We start from the raw sequence: 18,514 nt of genomic DNA on the forward strand, positions 1-18,514 counted from the left end.
TGTAACTTTGCAATCGCAAAAAAAGAGGTTTTCCTATTTAATCTAAAATAATAAAAAAAGTCAGTATGAGTACCAAAACCGTTTCTTACGTACCCTATAAGGTAAAAGATATTTCACTTGCCGATTGGGGAAGGAAGGAGATTGAATTGGCCGAGGCCGAAATGCCAGGTCTTATGTCCCTTAGGGAAGAATATAAGGATGAACAACCTTTAAAAGGAGCAAGAATTGCAGGGTGTCTGCACATGACCATACAAACTGCGGTATTGATCGAAACTTTGGCTGCCTTGGGCGCCGAAGTCACTTGGAGTTCCTGTAATATTTTCTCTACGCAAGATCACGCCGCCGCGGCCATCGCAGCTGCAGGTATACCTGTTTATGCTTGGAAGGGTATGAATGAGGAAGAGTTTGATTGGTGTATAGAGCAAACCCTTTTCTTTGGTGAAGAAAGAAAGCCATTGAACATGATCTTAGATGACGGGGGCGACCTTACTAACATGGTGCTGGACCGATATCCGGAATTAACCGATGGTATCAAAGGTCTTTCCGAGGAGACTACAACGGGCGTACACCGATTATATGAGCGTTTCAAAAATGGGGTTTTACCCATGCCAGCTATCAATGTGAACGATTCCGTCACCAAATCCAAATTTGACAACAAGTATGGTTGTCGTGAAAGTGCCGTGGACGCCATACGCAGGGCTACGGATACCATGTTGGCAGGAAAACGTGTGGTCGTTGCGGGATACGGCGATGTGGGTAAAGGTACAGCCGCATCATTCAAAGGGGCCGGTTCCATAGTTACCGTTACAGAGATCGATCCGATTTGTGCCTTACAGGCCTGTATGGACGGTTTTGAAGTGAAGAAATTGGAGAACGTTGTTGGCAATGCCGATGTTGTCATTACCACCACAGGAAACAAGGACATTATTCGAGCGGAGCATTTTAAGGCTATGAAGGACAAGGCCATAGTTTGTAACATTGGCCACTTTGACAACGAAATAGATATGGCTTGGTTGAACAATAATTATGGAAATACCAAAGATGAAATTAAGCCGCAAGTAGATAAGTACGCTCTAGATGGCAAAGACATCATTGTTTTGGCCGAAGGTCGATTGGTAAACTTGGGCTGTGCTACCGGGCACCCTAGCTTTGTAATGAGTAATTCCTTTACCAACCAGACATTGGCGCAAATTGAGCTTTGGAACAATAGCGACAAGTACGAAAACCAAGTGTATATGCTGCCCAAGCATTTGGACGAAAAAGTGGCGGCCCTACATCTTTCACGTTTGGGAGCCGAGCTTACGGAGCTAAAACCTGATCAGGCAGAATATATTGGGGTCGAAGTACAAGGACCGTTTAAACCAGAGTATTATAGATATTAGATTTTAGACATTGGAAGATAGACCTAAGACCAATCAAAAGGTCTAGCTTTTAGAGTCAAGAAAAAGGGCCCTTGCAAATGCAAGGGCCCTTTTTTATAGTAACTTTATTTGATACTTCTAAAGTCCTTTAAGATATTTAAATCAACCGAAAGCAAAGGTTCATTACCCTCCCACTGTCTGAAAGGTCTAAAAAGGACTATATCCAAACTTTTGCCCTCCTACCGAAACGTCAGCCATAAGACCGGCTTTGGGTAAGGCAAAAACGGCTACCCCTTCCACATATTTTGCGTTTGCCGCAATACCGGATTTTAAGGCTACCGCGGAGGCCGAGGCTTCGAAAGCAAATTTACCTTCCTTAAATCGGTCCAAATCAACATCGGTTTCAAAGAAGATTACCTCTATGATAGATTGGCCACCTGCTTGAAAACCAACATTTATCTTTTTTAAATCGGCCATCCCAATGGCCTCACCGCCGTTTTCATAGACAACCCCGTTTCCGGAGGCCCCTCCAATAATGAAACCGCCCTTGCCCACATTTGGAAAAATAACATAGCCGGCGGAGTCATCAAAAAAGCGTTCTAGACCTGGACTTGTCTTTAATAGCGTTTTCTTGGCCTTAACAGCATCTTTCATTATTTTTTTGTCCTTTTTGTTCTGTGCTTCAAGATTGCCCACAAAAAAAAGGAAAACCACAACAGGAAATAATTTAAGTGTTCTCATATATCATACTACATTTGAGGCAGCAAGTTACCTCTTTTAAAAGGGACACCTTCCGGGATTAACAGAAAATTAAAACATAGAGCTGTAATGACGCAAGGAAACTACATATCCAACCATCGCTTAAATTTGGTAGTCCGCTCGCGGGAAACGATGACCTGTGCATCCTCTTTGGGTAATAATTTTAGCAACAATCTGCTGTTGAAATACGTATGAATTTCGACTACCGCTTTTACGGAAACCATAAACTTTCTGTTGATTCGAAAGAATTGGATAGGATTTAAAATCTCCTCGAGCTGGTCTATGGAATACTCAATAGGGTAGGATTGATTGGCATGGGTGTGTAAATAGATGAGCCCCTCATACGATTTAAAATAGGCTATTTCATCTACATTAAAAGAGCGAAACTGATTCCCTACTTTAACCATAAAACGATGTTTGTATTCTCTATGAAATAGTTGTTTCAGATGCTCTAAATGCGCTGTGGAGGATGTTCCGTTGCCAGTCAAATTTTTATTGAATTTTTCCAGTGCTTTTTTTAATTCATCCTTTACAATCGGTTTTAACAAATAATCGACCCCGTTATATTTAAAACCCCGAATGGCATATTCGTTATAGGCAGTGGTGAAAATCACAGGAGGGTGTTCCTCCAGATTGTCCAAAACGTCGAATCCATAGCCATCGTTCAATTGAATATCCAAGAAAATCAAATCGGGAAGGGCGTTTTCCGAGAACCATGAGATACTACTTTCCACTGATGTCAAGTTACCCACTATAGCCATCTCCGGAGATAGTTCCTGTATCAATTGCCCTAATCTTTTAGAGGCAAATTCCTCATCCTCTATGATAACCGCCCTCATTTTACGAAATCGAAATTAAGCTTGTTTCACTAACACTCTTGTCCAACAAGGGAATAATAACCTCAAAAAAGTCAGTTTCCTCCCTTACCAAAACTTGCTTATTGGTGTAATACGAATAGCGTTTTTTGATATTGTTTAGTCCCAATCGGGTCGTTTCTTCCTTTAACTCCCTTCTTCTTAAATTATTCTTCACCACAAGGGCATCATTTCCAATGTTTGATATTTGAATTTCCAAGGGTTTTTCCTTGCTGTAGTAGTTGTGCTTAAGCGAGTTCTCCACCAACATTTGCAAGGACAACGTAGGTATCCGATAGTTCTCAGGGGGAATCGTAATCTTCATTTTTATACTAACGGCATCCTTGTGACGAACGTTCATCATGAAAACAAAGGCATCCAAAAAATTCAACTCCTTTTGTAGACTCACCAAATCCTGTTCGCGATTGTCCAAAATATAACGGTAACTTGATGCCAATCGGGTAACAAAATCGGATGCCAGATCCCGGTCTTCATACATTAACGACGTAAGTGTATTAAGGCTGTTAAAGAGAAAGTGGGGACTAATTTGATTCTTTAACGAGGTGTATTTTGAAGCTATCATTTCGCGTTTTAGGTCTTCCATTTGTTTTTCCAATTCCTCTTTCCGTTTCATGGAAAAATAGAATAGGTTGATGAAAATAACCGCTAAACCTATCAACCCTGCCCTGAGGAAATCCCCTCTAAATTGTAGCAATGGGTCCTCACACCTAATACCTATAACTTCTCTAAATGGGAAAAGTGCCAAATAGTATATCGCTGCGCTTAAAGGCAATAGCAGCGCCATGGTCCTCAAAAAAATTCTGATACTATTCTTTAGATTAAGTCTCCCTTTTTTTAACTGTCTTTTTATCAACCAATCATTATACTCCCAAGTGACCATAAAGAACAAAAAGGCCGAACCGTAGTAGAAGAGGCTGGAAGGGGTAAAAAAAGCCTGCATCCCTCCCTGTTCATGTTCAACGGTAGTCTTTATCAATATAAAGACTATATTGACCACCATCCATCGGAAAAGAAACTTTATAATCGCCTTTCTACTGAACATTTTTGTACAAATTCAATTTTAAAGATACAGAAGTCCATCGTAATCCCTTTTACATCGAGATGCAATAGTCAAATTTCATCTTGAACCGTCTATATTTCACCTGAGCCGTAAAGTGGTCTTTTAAAAGCACTTTTTTCGATTCAAATATGGAATTCAACCCTACAAATGAAAAAATCGCAATATATCAAGTTTGGTTTGGGTCTGGTATGCGTGCTCGGACATCTTTGCGTAAAAAGTTAAAACGTCATGAAAAAACCTTTAGTAATTTTTCTCTTTTTCCTTATATGTTGCGCACACGCCCAAGTAGGTATCATCAAAGGAATTGTATTGGACAAACAGTCGGAAAATCCCTTGGTAGGAGCCACTGTAGAACTCTTGAATACTGAAATTGCCACTGGGGTCATTACCGATCTTGATGGCCGGTTTATCTTAAAGAGCGTACCTATAGGGCGACAAGTTCTGCGTATTAGTTATATCGGATATGAAAGCAATACGATCCCCAATGTTGAAGTGACCACAGGAAAGGATGTATTTCTTACGATTCCCCTTCTGGAATCCTTTAATCAATTGGATGAAGTCGTATTGACCTCGGATACCAATAAGGATAGGCCCTTGAACAAACTGGCCACTGTATCCGCAAGACAGTTTGGTGTGGAGGAAGTGACCCGATTTTCTGGGGGGCGTAGTGATGTAGGCCGGTTGGCGGCGAACTTTGCCGGGGTTTCCGCTCCTGACGATAGCCGTAACGACATCGTAATCCGAGGAAACTCGCCCACCGGACTACTTTGGCGCTTGGAAGGTGTTCCCATACCAAGCCCCAACCACTATTCCACCTTGGGTACGACTGGAGGGCCCGTTTCCGCATTGAATCCAAACCTTTTAAAAAATTCCGATTTCATTACTTCGGCCTTCCCTGCAGAGTATGGTAATGCGATTGGAGGCGTATTTGACCTGGGGTTTAGAAAGGGAAATGCGGATGATTATGAATATACTTTGCAGACCGGGATTTTTACGGGTGTGGAGGCCATGGCAGAAGGACCCATGGGAAAGAATACGGGTTCTTTTTTGGTAGCCGCGCGTTACTCCTTGGTTGGATTATTGGGTATAGGTGCAGGGGGAACTGCGGCTACACCGAACTACAATGATGTTTCGTTCAATCTCGATTTCGGCAGGGGAAAACTTGGTAATTTCTCACTTTTTGGTATCATCGGAAATTCCGATATCGAATTTTTAGGAGACGATATCGATGAGGACGACCTATTTGCCGCCGAGGATGAAAACACCTTTGTAGAATCCCGTTTCGGGGTCATGGGATTAAAGCACCGTTTAAGTCTGGGGAATAATTCCTTTCTCAGAACCATTGTATCAGGTTCTTATTCGGGCAATGATTTTAAGGTAGACCGATTCATTGAAAAGAATACGCCCCAAGAACGTCTCATCCGGTATACCGAGGCGGATAACACCGAGACGCGACTTACGTTTTCGACCCTTTTCAATTCAAAAGTGACCAACAAACTTACCTTGCGCACCGGAGTCCTCGTGGAAAATTATAGAATAGAGAGTTTGCTGTTGGACAGGAACGAACAAGCGGATAGTGATGGTGACGGTGACCCGGATCTGGTGAATTTTAGGGATATCGATGAAAATCTAAGTATACTGCAACCCTATCTTCAAGGACAACTTCGGCTTACAGAAAAATTAACTTTGAATGCTGGGCTACATTCTCAATACAGTACATTGAATGAGCAATTTGTGCTGGCTCCACGAGCCGCGGTCAACTATAATTTTCTTCCCCGCCATAATATCAATTTGGGGTATGGACTACATCACCAGCCCGTGCCATTGCCCTTGCTTTTTCTAAACGAGAACGTAGGTGGTGAACTGGTACAGACCAATAGAAATCTGGATTATGTACAAAGCAGCCATTATGTTTTGGGCTACAACGTAAAGCTATCCGATAGCTGGCGGGCAAAAGTAGAGGTCTATTACCAAGATATTGAAAAGGCTGCGGTAGAGGCTTTTCCATCTAGCTATTCTACCCTAACGGAGGGAGCGGATTTTGGATTTGACAATGATCGTGTATCCCTGGTCAATGAAGGTACAGGCTTTAACCAAGGTATTGAACTGACCTTGGAGAAATTCTTTAGTAGAGGATACTATGGATTGTTAACGGGGTCATTCTTTGATAGTAAATATGAAGGCAGTGATGGTATTGAACGTAATACGCCTTTCAACAACGGATATGTTGTCAACTTACTGGCAGGGAAGGAATTCAAGACAGGACCTTCCGGAAAAAATGTATGGTTCGTGGATACGAGATTAACAACTTCTGGAGGCCGTTATTTTACACCAGTGGACCTAGAAGCCTCTCAGCAAGCCGGTTTTGAAATCCTCCAGGAGGATATCGCTTTTAGTCAGCAATACGATGGTTACTTTCGATGGGATGTGAAATTTGGACTAAAAATAAATAGCCGGAACAAAAAGAGCTCGCATCAATTCTATTTTGACCTTCAAAATGTAACGGCCAACGAGAACATTTTTGTGCGTAGGTACAATCGTTTGACCAATCAGGTAGATCAAGTGGACCAAATTGGTTTCTTTCCTGATTTCGGATACAAGTTTCAATTCTAAAAGGTTCAGCTCCTAAACTAATACGCTCATCATGAAGAAAGAAAAAGATCATCGTGGAACCCCGATCAATAAGAAGTTGGAGCGACTTCTGGAAAACAAATCCATTTACAGGTTCCAAAAACTAATCTGGTGGGGGTGGGAAACCACATAATACAAGAAGATATGCGATTTTCAAATCATTTAAAACAACGTCTAATTGATAGATACGGCCCTTGGGCCCTAGTAACCGGGGCTTCGTCCGGTATTGGAAAAGAACTTGCAGAAAGATTGGCAGAAGCTGGATTAAATGTGGTACTTACGGGAAGGAATGAAGAAGTACTTCGGGACTTTGGTGATGCACTGGAAGAAAAATACAAAATAATTGCAGAAGTCATTGTTGCCGATGTCACATCTACCGCCGGTATTTATTCCCTAATAGAAGGGATAGGTAAGCTTCCCATTGGGCTTTTTGTGGCTTCTGCGGGTTTTGGCACTTCCGGACAATTTGTCCATTCCCCATTGGAGCAGGAAACGCGTATGCTAAAAGTGAACGCCTTGGCCCTAATGATGCTCACCCATTATTTTGCCCGCAAATTTGCTGAGCAAAAGAAAGGGGGCATTATTTTAATGAGTTCCATCGTCGGTTTCCAAGGTGTACCCAATGCCGCCCATTATGCTGCTACAAAAGCCTATGTCCAATCTATTGGTGAAGGACTCCATTATGAATTGAAACCTTATAATGTCGATGTACTTGCTGCAGCGCCCGGACCTGTAAACAGTGGATTTGCCGCGATTGCCCGTATGGAGCTGGGAAATGCCCTAAAACCTTCGGATATCGGAATTCCTATCTTAAAGGCTTTAGGCAGAAAATCAACGGTTTTTCCCGGTCGACTTACCAAAATCTTGATACTTGGTTTACGATCGGTACCTCGTTGGGGCAAAATACGAATCATGAAATTGGTAATGGCCGGGATGACAAAACATCAAACCTCAAAAGCAGGAAAACATTCATTTGTCAATTAATCGCCCTAAATCATAAAAGTAAAAATCCCTTTCCTCGTTCATAGCAACAAAAAGTCCGTTCGGGAACGTAGCATTCAGGGGTGCGGTCACCACATCGCACCCATCTGTTGCCACAGTGGTCAGATTTACTGCTTTTATAAAGGTATTATCCTTTCTGGAAAAAATATTGAATTCCCCCTGTTGCTGGTTGGAAACAATGAGATAACCCTTTCCATTGGCATAGGTGGCCAGGGCTATTCCTTCTATATCCTCTAAAAAATATTCACCCCCAAAACAATATAGTTCATCATCACCCCCATTAGGTTCTGCATAATACTTGCGAATGCATACACCTTCATCCGAATAGTAGACGAATCCATTTTCGTCGTCAACCGCAATAGCCTCAATTTCCTTTTGCCCGCTGAACTTTCCGAACTTCCGTACCAAGTTGGCGTTTACCCCCATACTGTCCGCTGATAATTCATATTGGTAGAGATACTTATCGGCGGGTCCTGTTTTCCTTCCGACTATGGCATATATAACGGAGTCTTTTGGGGACTTATAAAGCGCAATGCCCATAGGCAGTTTTCGCTCAAAATCGGATTCATCCTCAAAAACTGGGAACCCTCCCCCATCCAGCGGCGTCATGTCCGGTACAGAGAACAAACGAATTTGTTGCTTTTCCCTTTCCGTAAAAGCCAGAATGTCCACCTCTATCGAATCATTTAATCGAAATCCATATTCCACATCCACATTATTCGGTCTACGGATATTGCGAATGGTCTTGTCTTCGATGATTTTCCCATTCAGGTCGTAGGCATATATGGCTCCATTCGTCTCCTTGTCCGTTCCAAAAACAATACTTCTTGAAGTATCCTCCGGATTCACCCAAATTGCTGGATCATCAGTATCGTTTATAGCCTTTTCGGTAATTACGTCCGGTTTTATGGGCGGTAGGCTGCTTTGGTTACAGGCTACCAACAACAGACAAGGAAGTAGAAATACAATACTTTTCATTTTTTATAAAATTGAGATTGGTCAAAGACCGCCATTAAAGGCGGCCTTCATTTATTACTATTTTGCCTGGAAAGCTTTATTTCCTGAACAAGTCATACTTTAATCCAAAAGTAAATCGTAACCCATAGTACTCTACCTGTTGGGTGCGTTCACTTACCCCTTGGAAAAAACGCAAGGGCTGGTTGGTAATGTTGTTCAGATCTGCGTAAATCCGTAATCTGTTGTTGAAGGCATAACTGGAATTGAAATCCAGAAAAAATTGCTGGTCATAATACCGATCTTCAAAAGCGTTCCCTCCCAACTCATCCACATAGGAGTCGGAGAAATTGGCGGACAGCCGAGCACTAAAGCGTTTTCCGGCGTAACCCAGGGAAGCATTGAACATATTGGGTGCCGTATTGGGCAGATCCATATCGGTACGTTCATCCCCATCTTCGTTTCGGATACCATCCGCACTTGAAGTAAGGTGGGTGTAGTTTAGGAAAATATTAAAATTTCTGGCGAAGCCCGGCAAGAAATCCAACTGACGTTGAAATGAGAACTCTACACCAAAGATAGAGGCTTGGTCCCCGTTCAACGGCTGAAAAACATCAAAACCTTCTGTTCCAGGCCCAAAAGAATCGTCCGGTGCCTCAGAAATAAAGGTATATATGAAGTCGTCAATTCTCTTGTAGAACAATCCTCCAGAAATGATACCTATACTCTCCAAATAGTGTTCCGCCATCAAGTCGAAATTCATGGAAGTCGTAGGATCTAGATCCGCATTACCAAGGACAATCTCATCATCCGCATTCACAATTTCGGCCCTTGGGATAAGATCCTCATAATTGGCCCTGGCCAAAGTATTGCTCCATGCCAATCGTAAAATGGTGTTGTCCGTGAAATCATACTTAAAATGAACCCCCGGCAATACGTTGGTATACGAGTTTTCTCCACTTACTTCTTCCGAAATTATGTCGTCTTCATTGAAGGTTACACGAAAGCCATCGGACTCCAGTTGGGTGTTCTCTATACGTACCCCGGCCAAAACACTAAGCTTGTTGGATAGCTTTTGGTTCAACATTATATAGCCCGCTATGACATCCTCTCGAATGTCGAAATTACCTGGCAAGAACTCTTCTACAACGGATTCGCCATTATTTTCGTTCAAATCCAAACGGCCCAGCCATACGGGATCAGGATAAAGGCCGGCGGCATATTGCCCCCCGGCCAAAAAATCAGGATCTGTTTTGTTCACGACCGGAATATCGGACATAAATTCAAAGGTATCTCCCAAATCCCCATATTCAAAGAAGTTATTGTCACGGGTCTTGTTCTTGAACCTTCCCCTGGCACCGAACTTTAAGGTTCCATCACCTTTACCAAAGATATCCGCGGGCAACTCTATATTGAGAAAAAGGTTGATATCTTCCTCATCGGTGTACTGGGTCTCATTGGTAATCTCATCAAACTCAAAAATGGATCGATCGTTGGTGTTCGCAGCATCTTCTGCAGTCATAATCGGGAATTCAGGATCGGTGTTGTCATTATTTACGATGTACTCCGTTTTATACTGTGCATAGCGCTCGTCCAAGCGCTCTTCCGAGGCTTTGGCGTAGGAAGCCAACCAATCGATCTTTGCCTTGCCCCATAAATGATTCCCGCCCAGCGTATAGTTTTGCATTCGTTGGTCCTCTAACCGGGTATTCTGATTACGGTCATCATCTATACCTCCTTTGGTTTCGCGTGCCACTTCAGCGGGGAAGCGGGTAGGGGTATTGTTGGTCAGGGTAAAATCACCTTCTGGAACCTCGTCCCAATCCAATAGTTCCGTGGCGACTACGTAACGATTTTCTCGATCATCCCTCCAGTTGTACATCGTCTTTAGGTAAATGGAGTTATTCGAATCGAACTGGTAATCCAGATTAACGGAAAAACTGCGTCGTACGCGTTGTACCAAATAGGTACGTTGTTCAAAGACGTTGGTATAAGGGTTCACGTCTATCTCCTCTTCCTCGCCCAAAGCATTGCTAAAAGCAAATTCATTGTCCCATTCCGCTTCAACATTATCCGATCCAAAATCGTTATCCTGGATTACAGCACCTAACATCCATCCAAACTTTCCATTCTTGCTACGGTCACCTAAAAGGAAAGCGCCATTGAGGTTCCTTGTATTGGTAATAAAATTGATTCCCGAGCCCAAGGTCGTTGAAAGTCGAAACCCCTGCGGGGCGCTACGTGTTACCAAGTTTATGGAACCTCCAAGGGCATCGCCATCCATATCCGGTGTAACCGCTTTGTTTACCTCTATGGTCTGAATCATATCCGATGGTATCAAATCCATCTGTATGTTGCGGTTATCGCCTTCCGCAGAGGGTATGCGGCTACCGTTCAAGGTCACGGAATTGAGCTGTGGTGAGAGCCCCCGAACAATAACATCCCTAGCCTCACCTTGATCTACTTGCATGGTAATCCCCGGTATCCGCTTTACAGCATCACCAATGTTGGCATCTGGAAATTTCCCGATCTGGTCCGTAGAAACCACATTGGTAATATTTAGGTTGGTTCGTTGGGTGTTCAAGGCCTTGGCCTGCCCACTAAGCCCCTGTGCGGCAACTTCCACCTCGTCCAATTGATAGTTGGTAGGGGTCAGTTCCACTATGATACTCGCCGTTTCACCATCGGTAACTGCAACCTCTTGATCAACATCTGCATATCCGATATAGGTTATTTGTATATTGTAATTTCCTTCCGGGACATCGACAAGTGTAAATCTTCCGTCAAAATCGGATACAGTTCCTTTATTTAACGATACTATAAAAATGTTGGCACCAGATACATAAATACCGTTTTCATCAGAAATTGTGCCCTGAATATTCCCGGATTGTGCCTTGCCTTCCGCTACTCCCAAAAAGACAAATAGCGTTACAAAAAGTAGTTTTAATAAGTTGTTCGCCTTCATGATTTCTTGAATTAAGTTTTAATCCAAAGCTATAGCGATCAAGTGGTTAGCACTTGTTTTAAAGAGCAACAAAAGGGAAACAAAACGAATCCTTGGGGTAAACAAGAAGGCAACAATCATAATTTATTTACATTGCAATAACCATTGCCAAAACAAAGGGGTAAAATTCAAAGCTCGACCATGAAATTGACCAATTCTTCCTTTTGATCTATCGGCAATTTTTTACGTAGGCGATATCGGGCTACCCGAACACTGTCCGGGGTGACCCTTAGAATAGAGGCTATTTCCTTTGAAGTAAGGTTTAATCGTAACAACATACCCAGTCGCATTTCGGCCGGGGAAAGGTTGCTTTCCGAAAGTGAGGAAAGCTTCTTGATAAAGTCTGGATGAATCTCCTTAAAGAAATTCATGAACTCGTCCCATTCGTGTTCTTGTTGTAGATTAAAGTCGATTTCTTTTGCCAAATCCTTTATCTTAACACTGGAATCCATGTTTTTTCTAGATGCAATGTTCCGTAAGGTATTGGACAAATCGAGCAGGATTTTGTTCTTTTGGGATAAATGTAGACTGTATCTTGAGAGTGCCGCCGTCTTTAATTTAATCTCTCTTTGCAAATTTTTTTCTTCGTATTCCTTTTTTTCCAATTCTGCCTTAAGCGTTCGTTGTCTATATTCCTGTAACTTCAATTTGGCCTTTCGTTTTCTCCCTACATAGCTATATAGGATGGTCAAAATGGCCGCAAGGGCAAAAAGGGCTACCCATAATAGGTTTTGATTGGCCCGGTTTACCTTGTTCTGTTCTTTTAACAGTTGGATTTCTGCTTCCTTTTTGTTGGTTTCATAAATGGTCTGCAAGACGTTGAGTTGATTGGTGTTGTGAGCTTGAAGCCATGCCTGATTGTACTTTTCGGCCTCCATAAGATACCTGTGTGCCTCTTTATAATCCCCAATTAAAGCGAAGGCCTTGGATAAATCCTTGTGGGCACTTTCCAATTGATGGTTATCATGGATTCTATCTGCCACCAAAAGTGCCTTTTGCGTATAATCGATAGATTGGTTGTAGTCACCTTGCTTACGATATATGTCTCCCAAATTGTTGAGCACATTGGCCTCTTCGTGGGTTCCCTTGTCCTTTAAATATCCATAGGATTTGGCAAAATACTCGTAGGCCAGGTCATACCGGCCCAAATCTTCGTATATACTGCCAATATTTTCGTTTACCGTTGCTATGCCGTTGTCATTTTCCAATTTTGCAAATAATGCCAAGCTTTCTTTTTGGTAATCCAATGCCTGCAAATACTCTCCTTGTTTTTCATAACATGAACCTATTAGTCCTTTTGAAACAGCTTGTCCTTGGATATAACCCAAATTATTAGAACTCTGGAGGCCTTCATTGAAAAATTGTTTGGCCAATTTAAATTTGTTCAGGGAAAGGTGCACTTTTCCAATACTATTGTTTAGTAGAGCATATAGTGTATCGTTTGCTTTGGAATCTACAAATTCGATGGCCTTGTTGTATTGGTCCACAGCTTCCGAATACACTCCGGTCTGGCGATAGAATTCTCCTAGTTCAAGATGGGCCAAGGCAATTTTTTCCCGAGAAGACTCTTCTTTAACCTTTTCCAGATCCTCCTTAAGCCTAAAAAAAGTAGAATCTATTTGTCTATCATAGGGGGGGTAGCCCGTTTCCATCTGTCCCCTGCAAAGGGAAATCGATAGCAGTGATAGGGAAAGGCGAAAAAAAATACAAAAGGTCGGGGTCATTCTATAGCTTTTGAAAAGCCGAAGTATATCATTTATAAGGACTATGGCATTACTATAGCGTTATGAAAACTTTAAAATAAAAAACCCCCACTTCTCAGTGAGGGCCAATTTTATAATGTCTGGAAAAGGTTCCTAAGCCTTGAACGGCTCTATGGAAACATAGGATTTGCCTCCGGCTTTCTTTTCAAACTTTACCAAACCGTCTACTTTGGCATGTAGGGTATGATCCTTGCCAGCATACACATTTTCGCCGGGATTGTGTTTGGTACCACGTTGCCTAACGATAATATTTCCTGCAACGGCAACTTGGCCACCGAAAATCTTTACGCCCAAGCGTTTTGATTCCGATTCCCTACCATTTTTTGAACTACCTACACCTTTTTTATGTGCCATGATCTATCGTTTTTAGTTCGTTCTTTATTTTTCCAATGCTGCAATCAATTCAGCTTTTTTCATTGAGGAATAGCCTGTAATATCCTTGGCCTTGGCCATTTCTTTTAGTTCGGCCACGGTTTTCTTGCTTAAATCCTCGGCCGCCTTGGGTTCTGTCTTGGGCTTTGCCGTCTCCTTCGCGGGAGTAGTTTTTGGAGCCTCTTTTTGTACTTCAGCTTTCTTGGCAGCAGGCTTTTCCTCTTTTGTCTTTTCCGGAGCCGCTTTTTTGGCTCCTTTGGCAATAATACTTTCTACAACAATTTCGGTAAGGAATTGTCTGTGACCATTTTTCTTACGATATCCCTTGCGTCTTTTCTTTTTAAAGACAATCACTTTGTCACCTTTAAGGTGCTTGACGACTTTGGCCTCTACAGCGGCTCCGTCTATAGCCGGGGCGCCAACAGTTACATTCTTACCGTCATCCAAAAGAAGTACATTGTCAAAAGTTACTTTCTTACCTTCTTCAGTCTGTAAACGGTGAACATACACTTTTTGGTCTTTTGCAACTTTAAATTGCTGCCCTGCCATCTCTACAATTGCGTACATAGCGTGTATATTGATTTTAATTTATAATCCTTTAAATACCGGATTTCCTTGCCATGATAACCTTTTAGGTTTTTTATAGGCGGGTGCAAATATAGGGGTAATTCGCTAATCCACAAGTGATTTTAAGGAGTTTTTAAACTGATTTGTTTTTTGGATTATTACTGGTCTTGAAAAGCTGCATAAAAGAAAGTGTCAACACTAAGGAAGTCGCAAAACCCATTACGGCGACCGTAAGAAAAACTATTCCCTCAAAATTACGGTAGTCCTTGGCCCAAACAGTAGAAAGTTCGTTCAAAAATTCGATGTTGAGTTCAGTGGAATACACGGCGAAAAACAAGGTGAAAATTAAAGTAGCTACCCCTCCGGTAATCAACCCTGCGGTAAATCCTTTTCCGTAATTAAACCCTTCCTTATCCCTTAGCCTAAAAAATTTAATGGCCTCGTAAATTCCGAAACCCGTAATTACACCATTGAAAAGGCTATAAAATACATTGATATGCAAATTGAAGAGCGAAAGCATAAGGAAATAAGCAATGAGGCAACCACTTGTGGCCACACCAAATCGTATGGGCAAAGCAAATTCCTTCATTTCCTAAGGCTTTACATTGATATATAATTACTTAAATGTACAAAATATGATAGAAATTCTTGTTAAAGCGTAGCTGGGATCTTATTCAATTCTCCAAAAAAATTATATTCGTGTAACAATTGGTTCTCGATTACTACTTATTCCAAAGGATATATAGCTCTAATCTGCCCGAATTATGAAAAAAACACCTTTCTTTTTACTAGTATCTCTCCTGTATGTGATAAGCATAGGTGCCCAGGAGGTTTCTTTTGAAGAATATGATCTCGATAATGGATTACACGTAATCCTTCATCAGGACAATACGGCACCTCTTGTTGTGACCTCGGTGGTCTATCATGTTGGAGCCAAGGACGAAGACCCCGAACGCACAGGATTTGCACATTTTTTTGAGCATCTCCTTTTTGAAGGAACCGAAAACATCGCCCGCGGGGAATGGGATAAAATAGTTTCCTCCAAAGGGGGAATAAACAATGCCAACACTAACGATGACCGTACCTACTATTATGAGGTTTTCCCCTCCAATGCCTTGGAAACAGGTCTTTGGTTGGAGTCCGAACGGCTACTGCACCCTGTTATAGAACAGGTGGGCGTAGACACCCAGAACGAAGTGGTGAAAGAGGAAAAAAGATTACATTTAGATAATCGTCCTTATGGAAATCTACTTACGGCAATAAAGAAAAACCTTTTTATAGAGCATCCCTACCGTTGGACTACTATTGGCTCCATGGAACATCTGGATGCGGCCACCTTGGAAGAGTTTATCGCCTTCAACAACAAATTCTACATCCCGAACAATGCCGCTTTGATTGTGGCCGGTGATATCGATGTCCCATCAACGAAAAAAATGATACAGGATTATTTTGGCCCTATACCAAAAGGTGCCGAAATTGAACGCAGTTTCCCCAGGGAAAAACCGATTACACAAGAATTTAAGGCAACTGCATATGATGCCAATATCCAAATTCCGGCAATTGTCGCCTGTTATAGAACACCTTCCTTTACGACAAGGGATGCCAGGGTTCTGGATATGATATCCACGTATCTAAGTAATGGAAATAGTTCCAAATTGTACAAAAAACTGGTCGACGACAAAAAAATGGCCCTTGCCGTACAAGCCGTTAACTTAAGTCAGGAAGATTACGGTATTTATGCCATTTTGGCCCTCCCTCTTGGAGAAACTCCTTTGGATGCCCTAGTCGTGGAATTTGACCAGGAGATTCAAAAATTACAGACAGAACTCATATCGGAAAAGGACCATCAAAAACTGTTGAACCAATTTGAAAACCAGTTTGTAAACTCTAATGCTACTCTAGAAGGAATTGCGGCGTCCTTGGCGGAGTATCATTTGCTCTACGGGGATACCAATCTTATTAACACGGAACTAGATTTGTATCGTTCCATAACAAGGGAAGAAATAAGGGACATTGCCAAAAAATACCTAGGCTCAAATCAACGCTTATTACTGGAATATTTACCGAAAACGGAAAACCAATAAAATGAAAAAATCCATTTTATCACTGTTTTTACTGATTACATGTGCGCTAACAGCGCAACTGGACAGGAGCAAGGAACCAAAGATAGGACCTATTCCCGAAATCAATCTAGGGGTGCCCCATACTTTTAAGCTGGACAACGGTCTGCAGGTCATTATTGTAGAAAACCATAAACTTCCAAGGGTCTCCTATACATTGGCCATAGACAACCCTCCTTATGTCGAAGGCGAAATAGCCGGGGTAAGTCAGTTAACCGGCAGCTTATTGGGCAAAGGCTCTACCAATATTGATAAGGATGCTTACAATGAAGAAGTGGACTATATGGGAGCGACCATTAGTTTTAGCTCCGGTGGGGCCTCTGCTTCCGGTCTTTCAAAATACGCAGACAGGATTTTGGAACTACTTGCCGATGCAGCACTGAATCCCAATTTTACGAAGGAAGAACTGGAAAAGGAACGTAACATTCTGTTGGACGCCCTTAAATCAGGCGAAAAAAGTGTGGCCACGGCGGCAAGAAGGGTAGAGAGTGCATTGGCCTATGGCATAAACCATCCGTATGGGGAATTCATGACCGAAGAAAGTGTAAAACGGGTTACCCTTGAGCAGGTGGCATCCAACTACCGTAATTATTTTGTTCCCAAAAATGCTTACCTAGCCATAATAGGTGATGTAGATTTTGAAAAAACGAAGGAAAAAGTCACAGACCTTTTTCAATTATGGCGAAAGGCCAGTCCACCGGTTTTTACGCTCGCCGAACCAAAAAATGTACAGTACACCCAAATAAATTTTGTGGATATGCCCAATGCGGTACAATCCGAAATTGCAGTACAGAATGTGATAAACTTAAAAATGGGGGACGAAGACTACTTTCCCACCTTATTGGCCAACAATATCCTGGGTGGCGGTATGCGCAGCTATCTCAATGCCAGTCTTCGTGAGGACAAGGGGTACACCTATGGTGCGAGATCCAGTTTCGGAGCGGATAAGCACGCCTCTCGCTTTCGTGCCGGAGCAAGTGTTCGAAATGCGGTCACGGACAGTGCCGTAACGGTGTTCCTGGACCAACTGAAACGAATCAGAAATGAAAAAGTGGATCCCGAGGAAATCGAAATCTCCAAGGCCGAATACGTGGGGCGATTTGTCATGGCCTTGGAACGACCAGAGACCATTGCGCGTTATGCCCTTAATATTCTCACTGAAGATCTCCCAGAGGACTTCTACACAACCTATCTGGAAAAAATTAATGCAGTTACCGCGGAACAGATACAGCAGGCTGCCCAAAAGTTCATAGCCTTAAACAATTTTAGAATCGTTGTCACCGGAAAAGGAAGCGAAATTGCCGAGAATTTGGAAAAGATACCCTTTAAAGGAAAAACTATTCCAGTAAAGTATTTTGATAAATACGCAAACGCTACGGAAAAACCGGACTATGGTGCCGAAGTACCGGAAGGCATTACAGCCAATGATGTTCTCAATACATATATCAATGCCCTGGGCGGTAAGGAAAAATTGGAAGGGGTACAATCTTATGCCTTAATGGCGGAGGCTGAAATGCAGGGGATGAAATTAAACCTTGAACTAAAAAAAACAGCCAACAATCAGTTTATGCAGGATGTTAAGGTGATGGGCAATTCCATGAGCAAGCAGGTTCTGGATGGGAACATGGGCTATATGGTGATGCAAGGTCAACGCAAGGATTTGGGCGAAGAGGAATTAAAAAAGGTGAGGGAAGAATCCGCCCCCTTTCCCGAGCTCAACTATTTGAACAACAATGTTGTATTGGAGGGGGTTGAAACTGTAGACGGCAAAAAGGCGTATAAACTGAGAATAACCGATGAAAAATCAATTTTCTATGACATGGAAAGTGGCCTTAAGTTACAAGAGGTCAATACTACGGAAATGCAAGGACAGCAAATGCAGCAAACGTTGATTTATGACGATTACAAGGAAGTGTCCGGCATTCAGTTCCCTTTTAAATTGACTCAATCCATGGGACCACAAAGTATGGAGTTTTTGGTAAAGGAAATAAAAGTGAACGAAGGGGTTTCCGATTCCGATTTTGAATAGGAAATAGGCATGGACGG

The 18,514-nt window shown here is 42.3% G+C and carries 14 protein-coding genes; 5 read left to right on the forward strand and 9 right to left on the reverse strand.

The features are described 5' to 3' along the window. Window positions 1-65: 65 nt before the first annotated feature. The gene (gene ahcY, locus Q0993_RS06550) at window positions 66-1,382 is read left to right on the forward strand and encodes an adenosylhomocysteinase (RefSeq protein WP_299530972.1); all 1,317 of its coding nucleotides are present in this window, start codon (window positions 66-68) and stop codon (window positions 1,380-1,382) included. 186 nt (window positions 1,383-1,568) lie between these two features. Here the strand turns inward: ahcY and Q0993_RS06555 are convergent, their stop codons facing one another. The 3 genes from Q0993_RS06555 to Q0993_RS06565 form a co-directional block, all read right to left on the reverse strand. After that, the gene (locus Q0993_RS06555) at window positions 1,569-2,102 is read right to left on the reverse strand and encodes a lipid-binding SYLF domain-containing protein (RefSeq protein WP_299530974.1); all 534 of its coding nucleotides are present in this window, start codon (window positions 2,100-2,102) and stop codon (window positions 1,569-1,571) included. 101 nt (window positions 2,103-2,203) lie between these two features. Next, window positions 2,204-2,959 (reverse strand): LytTR family DNA-binding domain-containing protein, encoded by a 756-nt coding sequence (locus Q0993_RS06560; protein ID WP_299530976.1) that lies wholly within the window; start codon window positions 2,957-2,959, stop codon window positions 2,204-2,206. 1 nt (window position 2,960) lies between these two features. Continuing rightward, the gene (locus Q0993_RS06565; RefSeq protein WP_299530978.1) at window positions 2,961-4,037 is read right to left on the reverse strand and encodes a sensor histidine kinase; all 1,077 of its coding nucleotides are present in this window, start codon (window positions 4,035-4,037) and stop codon (window positions 2,961-2,963) included. Between the two features lie 246 nt (window positions 4,038-4,283). Between Q0993_RS06565 and Q0993_RS06570 the strand changes: the two genes are divergently transcribed. Together Q0993_RS06570 and Q0993_RS06575 are read left to right on the forward strand one after the other, a co-directional pair. Further along, on the forward strand, window positions 4,284-6,668 hold the full coding sequence (locus Q0993_RS06570; RefSeq protein WP_299530980.1) for a TonB-dependent receptor: 2,385 nt from the start codon (window positions 4,284-4,286) through the stop codon (window positions 6,666-6,668). A 162-nt stretch (window positions 6,669-6,830) separates the two neighbouring features. After that, window positions 6,831-7,670, forward strand: a complete 840-nt coding sequence (locus Q0993_RS06575; protein ID WP_299530982.1) for an SDR family oxidoreductase — start codon at window positions 6,831-6,833, stop codon at window positions 7,668-7,670. Here the strand turns inward: Q0993_RS06575 and Q0993_RS06580 are convergent. The 6 genes from Q0993_RS06580 to Q0993_RS06605 all read right to left on the reverse strand — a co-directional run bounded on the left by Q0993_RS06580 (window position 7,656) and on the right by Q0993_RS06605 (window position 14,937). After that, the gene (locus Q0993_RS06580; protein ID WP_299530984.1) at window positions 7,656-8,666 is read right to left on the reverse strand and encodes a phytase; all 1,011 of its coding nucleotides are present in this window, start codon (window positions 8,664-8,666) and stop codon (window positions 7,656-7,658) included. The two genes, Q0993_RS06575 and Q0993_RS06580, sit on opposite strands and share 15 nt — an antisense overlap. A gap of 76 nt (window positions 8,667-8,742) precedes the next feature. Then, the gene (locus tag Q0993_RS06585; RefSeq protein WP_299530986.1) at window positions 8,743-11,607 is read right to left on the reverse strand and encodes a TonB-dependent receptor; all 2,865 of its coding nucleotides are present in this window, start codon (window positions 11,605-11,607) and stop codon (window positions 8,743-8,745) included. A 167-nt stretch (window positions 11,608-11,774) separates the two neighbouring features. Further along, window positions 11,775-13,370 carry a tetratricopeptide repeat protein gene (locus Q0993_RS06590; RefSeq protein WP_299530988.1) on the reverse strand — a complete coding sequence of 532 codons (1,596 nt, stop codon included), beginning with the start codon at window positions 13,368-13,370 and terminating at the stop codon, window positions 11,775-11,777. Between the two features lie 132 nt (window positions 13,371-13,502). Then, window positions 13,503-13,763 carry a 50S ribosomal protein L27 gene (gene rpmA, locus Q0993_RS06595; protein WP_299530989.1) on the reverse strand — a complete coding sequence of 87 codons (261 nt, stop codon included), beginning with the start codon at window positions 13,761-13,763 and terminating at the stop codon, window positions 13,503-13,505. A gap of 24 nt (window positions 13,764-13,787) precedes the next feature. Further along, complete coding sequence (gene rplU, locus Q0993_RS06600) at window positions 13,788-14,348, reverse strand: 50S ribosomal protein L21 (RefSeq protein WP_299530991.1); 561 nt, start codon at window positions 14,346-14,348, stop codon at window positions 13,788-13,790. A gap of 133 nt (window positions 14,349-14,481) precedes the next feature. Beyond that, window positions 14,482-14,937: a DUF4199 domain-containing protein gene (locus Q0993_RS06605; RefSeq protein WP_299530993.1), complete on the reverse strand. Its 456-nt coding sequence runs from the start codon at window positions 14,935-14,937 to the stop codon at window positions 14,482-14,484. Window positions 14,938-15,112: 175 nt separating this feature from the next. Here Q0993_RS06605 and Q0993_RS06610 point away from each other — a divergent pair, with 175 nt between their 5' ends. Together Q0993_RS06610 and Q0993_RS06615 are read left to right on the forward strand one after the other, a co-directional pair. Continuing rightward, a complete protein-coding gene (locus Q0993_RS06610) occupies window positions 15,113-16,432 on the forward strand; it encodes a pitrilysin family protein (RefSeq protein ID WP_299530995.1) in 1,320 nt (439 codons plus the stop codon). A 1-nt stretch (window position 16,433) separates the two neighbouring features. Next, complete coding sequence (locus tag Q0993_RS06615; RefSeq protein WP_299530997.1) at window positions 16,434-18,497, forward strand: pitrilysin family protein; 2,064 nt, start codon at window positions 16,434-16,436, stop codon at window positions 18,495-18,497. Window positions 18,498-18,514: the final 17 nt, after the last annotated feature.

The organism is Ulvibacterium sp. (assembly GCF_028285715.1).
Classification (GTDB): Bacteria; Bacteroidota; Bacteroidia; order Flavobacteriales; family Flavobacteriaceae; genus Ulvibacterium.

What these genes read in the sequence shown, in the direction of transcription:
- Q0993_RS06585 (WP_299530986.1), bottom strand. Translation starts at nt 11,607, where the DNA reads ATGAAGGCGAACAACTTATTAAAACTACTTTTTGTAACGCTATTTGTC.
- Q0993_RS06610 (WP_299530995.1), top strand. Translation starts at nt 15,113, where the DNA reads ATGAAAAAAACACCTTTCTTTTTACTAGTATCTCTCCTGTATGTGATA.
- rplU (WP_299530991.1), bottom strand. Translation starts at nt 14,348, where the DNA reads ATGTACGCAATTGTAGAGATGGCAGGGCAGCAATTTAAAGTTGCAAAA.
- Q0993_RS06615 (WP_299530997.1), top strand. Translation starts at nt 16,434, where the DNA reads ATGAAAAAATCCATTTTATCACTGTTTTTACTGATTACATGTGCGCTA.
- Q0993_RS06570 (WP_299530980.1), top strand. Translation starts at nt 4,284, where the DNA reads ATGAAAAAACCTTTAGTAATTTTTCTCTTTTTCCTTATATGTTGCGCA.
- Q0993_RS06575 (WP_299530982.1), top strand. Translation starts at nt 6,831, where the DNA reads ATGCGATTTTCAAATCATTTAAAACAACGTCTAATTGATAGATACGGC.
- Q0993_RS06580 (WP_299530984.1), bottom strand. Translation starts at nt 8,666, where the DNA reads ATGAAAAGTATTGTATTTCTACTTCCTTGTCTGTTGTTGGTAGCCTGT.
- Q0993_RS06565 (WP_299530978.1), bottom strand. Translation starts at nt 4,037, where the DNA reads ATGTTCAGTAGAAAGGCGATTATAAAGTTTCTTTTCCGATGGATGGTG.
- Q0993_RS06555 (WP_299530974.1), bottom strand. Translation starts at nt 2,102, where the DNA reads ATGAGAACACTTAAATTATTTCCTGTTGTGGTTTTCCTTTTTTTTGTG.
- ahcY (WP_299530972.1), top strand. Translation starts at nt 66, where the DNA reads ATGAGTACCAAAACCGTTTCTTACGTACCCTATAAGGTAAAAGATATT.
- Q0993_RS06590 (WP_299530988.1), bottom strand. Translation starts at nt 13,370, where the DNA reads ATGACCCCGACCTTTTGTATTTTTTTTCGCCTTTCCCTATCACTGCTA.
- rpmA (WP_299530989.1), bottom strand. Translation starts at nt 13,763, where the DNA reads ATGGCACATAAAAAAGGTGTAGGTAGTTCAAAAAATGGTAGGGAATCG.
- Q0993_RS06605 (WP_299530993.1), bottom strand. Translation starts at nt 14,937, where the DNA reads ATGAAGGAATTTGCTTTGCCCATACGATTTGGTGTGGCCACAAGTGGT.
- Q0993_RS06560 (WP_299530976.1), bottom strand. Translation starts at nt 2,959, where the DNA reads ATGAGGGCGGTTATCATAGAGGATGAGGAATTTGCCTCTAAAAGATTA.